Annotated in this window: 4 protein-coding genes; all 4 read right to left on the reverse strand. The window is 71.3% G+C overall.

Annotated elements, in window-relative coordinates:
* Nucleotides 1-900 precede the first annotated feature (900 nt).
* Complete coding sequence (locus MJ785_RS09580) at nt 901-1164, reverse strand: hypothetical protein (protein WP_239309475.1); 264 nt, start codon at nt 1162-1164, stop codon at nt 901-903.
* Between the two features lie 58 nt (nt 1165-1222).
* Entirely contained in the window at nt 1223-2263 is a 1041-nt protein-coding gene (locus MJ785_RS09585; protein ID WP_239380495.1) for a hypothetical protein, read from the reverse strand.
* Nucleotides 2260-5367: an FtsK/SpoIIIE domain-containing protein gene (locus tag MJ785_RS09590; RefSeq protein WP_239380497.1), complete on the reverse strand. Its 3108-nt coding sequence runs from the start codon at nt 5365-5367 to the stop codon at nt 2260-2262. Before MJ785_RS09590 ends, MJ785_RS09585 begins: the two co-directional genes overlap by 4 nt.
* Before the next feature lie 266 nt (nt 5368-5633).
* The gene (locus tag MJ785_RS09595) at nt 5634-6200 is read right to left on the reverse strand and encodes a MerR family transcriptional regulator (RefSeq protein ID WP_239309470.1); all 567 of its coding nucleotides are present in this window, start codon (nt 6198-6200) and stop codon (nt 5634-5636) included.
* Between the last annotated feature and the right edge of the window lie 250 nt (nt 6201-6450).

Below are 6450 nucleotides of genomic sequence, written 5' to 3' on the forward strand. Positions count from 1 at the left end.
GGGGGTGTCAGATGGTTCGTATAGGGGTGGTGGGTGTGGATGTATCAGGTCGGGATGAACCTGGTTCCCTCGGAAAGGGGCCTCGTGGAACGGCGCACAGGCTGGTTCGGTGGTTGCATGCGGCCGCGAGGAACTCCTCGGCGTAGGGGGCACGGAACGTCCAGATGGTGACGGCGGGAACTGGGGAGGCTCTCCCCGGCCGAAACAGGCTGCGGAACCTGGGGAACGGCGACGTCCTCTAACCGGTGAGGAACCGGGAAGTGGGCGATCGTGCGGGGTAGCGTCATCATCAGCTCCGGTCCGGGACGGTCGGCCACTGGCCACACCGCCGCCAGGTAGCGGCATCACAACGGGTTCATCGTCAACCCGTCACACCGCCCGACCGGAGCCCCAGATCACAGCCAGGCCACAGACACACGCCTCGCCGGGCCGGGGCGAAGCCCGTGAGTATTCCAACCTGACTTTTGTGATCAGTTGTGGTCCCTGGGCTGACGGTGGGCGCCCGACCCAGCGCTTTCCGACGCAGGTCAGGACACGAAGAAGCCATCGGCGATCATGACGGTTTGCGAGAACTCGTAATGATCAACCGATGGTTTCCTGCCCCAGCGTAGACCCGGACGGATGCAGCGCCGACGTCGAAGCCTTCGCAGCCCGACCTGATTGCCACTGTCGCCGGGTGGACGGACGACCCCGTAATCGCCCGTCGCGGGGTCGGCGCCGTCCTCGCCGTCGCGAAAAGTGAAATGATCACAGAGAGTCACCGGAGGTGGTGGGGGCGACCGACGAGCCGGGGTACCCGTGCATCGCGCAGCGATGGACGGGGAGCGATGGACGGGGAGCGATGACGCGAGGTGCGTGCCCCGGTCCCGCGCGATGCCGCGCCCCCTGTTGCCAGGCGTGCTAAAGCCCATCGCTGTAGTCGCGGACCTCCTGGACGGCGGAGCCCAGGGCCGCCAGCGACTCCTGAATGCGCTCGCGTGTCTCCATCAGAGCGCTCGTCAGCTGCTCCACGGCTCGGTGGGCGCTGCCGTCGGTCGCGGCCAGGACAATCGCCTGCGCTTCTTCAATCATGGTCAACGCGCCGTCCAGCTGTCCGGTGACCTCATCGGTGCGCCTGAATGCCTCGCCAAGCTGGGACTTGACGTCGGCGATGGTGCTTGTCACAGAAATCCTGCCCTTCTTCTGTCACCGCCGCGGGGATCGGATCCGGACAACCGCCGGTTCACTGACGCCGCGGATCTCGCGGTGCTCCGACGCCAAGCCCAAAACGGACGGCAAGCGCAAGCACCACCAAAGAAATGATCACTCCGGGTGGGTCCAGCGGCGCGACCCGAACGGTCGCCAGCACCGCGGCGCCGGCCGTACCCGCTCCAAGCAGCGCGGCCCGGGCTGTCTCGACGCGGCCCGTGTCGGTGAGGGCTGCCACGCAGACGCCCGCGACCAGCGCGGCAACGGCGAGGGTCGCAAGCAGGGTCGCAAGCGCCGCGACATCGAGGAACAGCCGCAGCGCGGTCACCCCGGCGGCTATCAGCAGGCAGGCCAGGCCGATAACGATTGCCGCGGACGCTGTCGAGCCGGCCCGCGTGACCGCCCGTAGCTCGGCCGCGTGCCCCATCGCGGTGAGACACAGTTCGTGCGCACGGGCCGGAGCCCCGGCCGGGTCGAACGCGGCGGTATCGCCGGCTCCCGCGGCGGGCCGTCCCGAGCGGGTGATGCGTTCAAGCGCTGCGCTGCTGGGACGGCCGCGGCCCCCGGCACCGGCACGACGGTGCTGTGCCCGCATGGATGACCGGCCGGTGTGCTCAGGCAGCGCCACGCCGGACGCGGCACGCTCGTCGGCATCCGCCACCGGGGACGGGCGGAGCTGGTCGAGGTCGCTGATGCCGTGCTGCGCGAGTGGCTCCGCCATCGTCCGCCACGCGTCTTCGACTTTGGCCCGGATCGCCTGCGCGGAGTCCCGGTGCGCCCGTGCGAGCGCGGCGCGCCGTTCCTGGCCCGCAAGCACCTGGTCCGCCACCTTGGTCCGGGCCTGATCGAGCTCGCCCAGCAGCGCGCGATAGTGCGCGGCCGCGGTTCTCGGATCGTCGAGATCGGGGTCACGGGAACTGCCGGTGCTATGGCCGGGCCCGTCGGCTGACACAGCGAGCGACGCACCCGGTTGCTCGACCAGATCAATCAACGCTCGGTGATCGTGAGTCATGCCGGAGGCCGGGGGTGCGTTCCGCTGGCCGTTGTGGCCAGCGCCCACGACCGGCCCGGTCATGCCGCGTCCACGGGTTGCCGCAACGGCGCGAAGGGGATGATCGTGCGTGCTTCCGCCTGGTTGTTCCGGTCGAACAGGACCGCCCGGTTGACGCTCGCCGCAGCTGTGACCGACCGGTTGCCGGCGAGGCTGAACAGGTCATTGCCGGGAACGCCGACCGCGACCCATGCCCCGATATCATCACGATGCGTAGGGCCAAGATCATCAAGTAGCCGGCCGGGGCCACGCCACCAGCCGAGCAGGTGCACCCGTTGGCCCGGACCCCGGCGGGTCACAAAGCGCAGATCGTCCAGACCGGAGCGACGGGTGGCCGGGTTCTTGGCCTCCAGGACCGCACGCCCGGCATCGGCGGCAAACAGGACGAGCAGCCGCGCGGGCCGCTGGCGGCGCGCCGCCGGTTCCTCCCGCGCCCCCGCGACGGTCCACGGCTGGAGCGACCCGGGGTGTGGACCTGGCAGGTCCGTCCCGAGAGCCAGCGCGGATTCCTCCCGGGTACGCACCGCATCGCTGATCTCCTGCAGCACGCGGCGCAGCGAGGCCGGGGGGTGCAGCTCTGCCTCCTGGCCGAGAGCACGGACCCGGGCCGCGAGGATGCCGGCCGCCGGGAGCATCTCGCCGGTGACGGCGACGATGTCAGCCCGCATGCCGCCCGGCCCGGCCTGGGCCGCGAGACTCGTGACAGCCGCATGCAGCACGCCGACGGCCTCACGCCGCAGCGGCCCCAGGACCGCGAGGTTACGTCCTGGCAGTGGGGACAGCCGTACGCCCACGGCGGCGGGATGCAGGTCGAGGGGAACTCCGACGAGCGCCAACGGCTCGGCCGTCTCCCCCGCGTCCCGACGGGCGGAACCGCGCTGGTCACCAGAACCGTACTGGTTACCGGGAACCAGCGCGCCGCGGTCAGCCTCGTCGGGGTCGGGGTCGGTACGGTCGACTGGAACGGGCGTGCCCGCGAGCGAACGGAACAGCGGGTTGTCCTCCAGCAGAGCCGGGGCATGGCCCACGAAAACCTTCGGCGGTCGGTTGCCCGCACCGCCGGCCGCGGTTGCCCGGGACAGGTCCGCGCGCAGCGCCGCGAGCATCGCCGGCTCCGGATAGGCGACCCGGACGAGCTCGTTGCCGGCCGGATGACCATTACGCCGGTTGACGATGGCCTCACCCACGCCGGCCAGCGCTCCGGCCGCCTCGTTGGTGGTCGACAGCAGCACCCGCGACTCCGAGATCGAGGTACGCAGCGCGATCCGCAGCGCGAACTGGCCGAATATCGATCCCCGCTTGCCGGCCGTGGCGTCCAGGGCGTCGATGCCCGACAGAGTCTGGCTGGCGAGCAGCAGGTGGATCCCATAGGCACGCCCCTGCCGGGCCAGCACCTCCAGATGCGAGACAGCCTCCCGCGACACCGCGTCCAGCGGTGTCAGCATCACCTGGAACTCGTCGATCACTATCATGATCCGCGGCCAGCCGGCGCCGCTCCGCGCGATCCGCAGGCCGCGCAGGTCCCGGGCGCCGGCAGCGCGCATCGCGAGAGCGCGATGCTGCATCTGGGCGCGGACATGGCGTAGCACGGCGACCCCGAACTCCCGGTCGCTGTCCATCCCGATCGTGTCCGCGTGGGGCAACACGAACGGATCCTCATCACGAGGGGCGAACTGGGCGAACTCCAGGCCCTCCTTGAAGTCGAGCAGGTGGAACCGCAGCTGCTCGGGCGCGTAGCGAGCGGCCAGGCCGTACACCACATCAAGCAGCAAGGTCGACTTTCCCGCTCCGGCCTGTCCCCCGACCAGCGCGTGGACCGTGTCGTCGTCGAACCGCAACGTCACCGGGCCGTCCGGGCCGAACGCCACCGGAACGGCCAGGCCGCCGGCGGCATCGAAGCTCCACAGCGTCTCGGGCAGCAGGGCGCGTGCGTTCAGCGGCCGTACAGCCTCGTCGGTCGCGGCGGTGGCCACGGCCTCGGCCACCGCGGCCACCAGGCTGGGGGGAGGCGGCTCATCCAGGTCGCATGGAAACGTGCCCGACAGTGAGCAGCGCCAGCTCAGCTGGTCGCGGCCAGCCTGGCGGGGGCCCGCGGCGGAAGGGCTCCCGGTGCCGTGGGTCAGCCACAGGCTCTCGGCGTTCGCCAGGGTGTCCTGCCCCCGCCGGACGGCGGTTGCCGCGGCGCCCTCCTCCACCAGCGCGATGACGTGCACACCGCACGCGGGCCCCTGGGCGGCGACCGCGGCCAACGACCGGGCCGCGTCGTCGGCCAGGGACGGCCAGGCCAGCAACACCAGCAGCCGCCAGGGCTCGGCCCGGGGCAGACCGGCGGCTTCCCGTTCCCGCAGCGAGGCGAAGCGGCCACCGAGCCGGTCGACCGTGATGCGTCCCACGTCCGTGGAGAGCTCGGCGAGCACGCCTTCCAGGCGGGTCCGGGTGGTGATGGTGGGGCTGACGACCCCGGCGGCCCGCAGCGCGGCGAACCCCGCAAGCCCCGCGCCCAGCTCATACGGGTCGTAGACGACGACCCGCACCGACCCTGCCGGCGCCGCCGCGAGAACACGGGTGAGCAGGCCGCGCACGACACCGAGCCCCTCGCCACGGTGGTCGCGGTCCACCACGATGCGCAGGTTGGCGCCGTCGAGCAAACTGACAGCAAGCGGGACCTCGGCGGCGGCCCCGCCGGGTAGCAACGGCGGGACGATCACCTTGCCGACCCGCCACAGGCCAGGCCGGTAGGGCTCGTCCACACTCGTGCGCGCGGACCCGGGCTTGCCGGGCACACCCGGCGCTGGGTGCCCGGCAAGCCCGGCCGGGCGGATCGGTGTCCACACCGGTGCCGACCAGTCCGCGCCAGCCAGCGCGGACGCCTGCCCACGGGCAATCACGGCCGCGGTATTGATCGCGGTCGGCACCCGCTCAGCCGGCGCGGGCACGGCCTGCCAGGCACCATCGGAGCGGCGGGCCCGGTCGAGAGCGGATGTATCCGCCGCCGTAGCATGCGTGTCCGGTTGGACCGACTCGACCTCGTCCGCCAGCGCCTCCAGCTGGTCGGCGAGGCTCAGGGCTTCGCCGAAGCATGCCTGGATGCCGGTGACCAGCGTCCGCACTCGCCGAGCGCCCGGCACCGCGACCTCCCCGCGATCAAGCTGATGGCACGCCGATGGTGGTGCGACGTCTTTGCCGACCAGTGACCTACCGGTAGAACCAACCTAGCGACGAGATCCGACGGAGGCGGGGTTTTCCCCTGACTGGACGGGCTTGCGCCGATGTGACGCTACCGGACGAGGTCATCGCCTCATGCTCCCCGTCCCCGCGGGCCCGGTCCAGGAACATCGCCCCCACTCGCGGGTGCGTCGCTCCCGGCCGCCGTCGGTTCAGCCGGGCCACCGGCTCAGGCCGAGCTCCGCCGGCCGCGCCGGTCGGCCAGCTCGTCCCCGGGATGACCGACCACGGCGTGTGCCGGGGGCCCGGCCGGTTCCGGGCGCTCGGGACGCTCGGTCGGCAGCTGGGACAGCTGCCCGCGCATGTCCCGCAGGGCCCGGCCGACCGCGATCGCGAAGACCCCCTGCCCTCCCTGGACCAGGTCGATGACCTGATCGTCGGAGATGCATTCGTACACCGTCGACCCATCGCTGACCAGGGTGACCTCGGCAAGATCCTCGATCCCGCGGACACGCAGGCAGTCGACGGCGGCGCGGATGTTCTGCAGAGAGACTCCCGCCTCCAGCAGTTTGCGCACGACCCGCAGCACCAGGACATCCCGGAAGGAATACAGCCGCTGGCTCCCCGAGCCCGTGGCGCCGCGCACGCTCGGCAGGACAAGCCCGGTACGGGCCCAGTAGTCGAGCTGCCGATAGGTGATCCCCGCGGCGGCGCACGCGGTGGGCCCCCGGTAGCCGACATCGTCGCCAGGAGGTTGGGGAAGATCGTCCGGGAAGAGCTGACCTTGCTCGATCATCGCCGTCCGATCATCGCTGTCGCCATCCGTCCAACCGGCTCCTGGACCCACCGGGCACCCCGCTCCACGACCGCCGCTCACGATCTCGCCGAGGGCGTGCCCGTAACCTCGACTCGACGGTAAGAGCCCGTGACGGCCGCATCAATGATCAGGATTGACGTGTCCCGCGGCGGTACGAAAACGCGTCGATCCCAACCCTGTGAGGATAGGATCGCACACGTGCCGCAACGGCCCGCGAAGCCGTCGCCAC

Source organism: Protofrankia sp. CiT1 (assembly GCF_917627335.1).
Classification (GTDB): Bacteria; Actinomycetota; Actinomycetes; order Frankiales; family Frankiaceae; genus Protofrankia.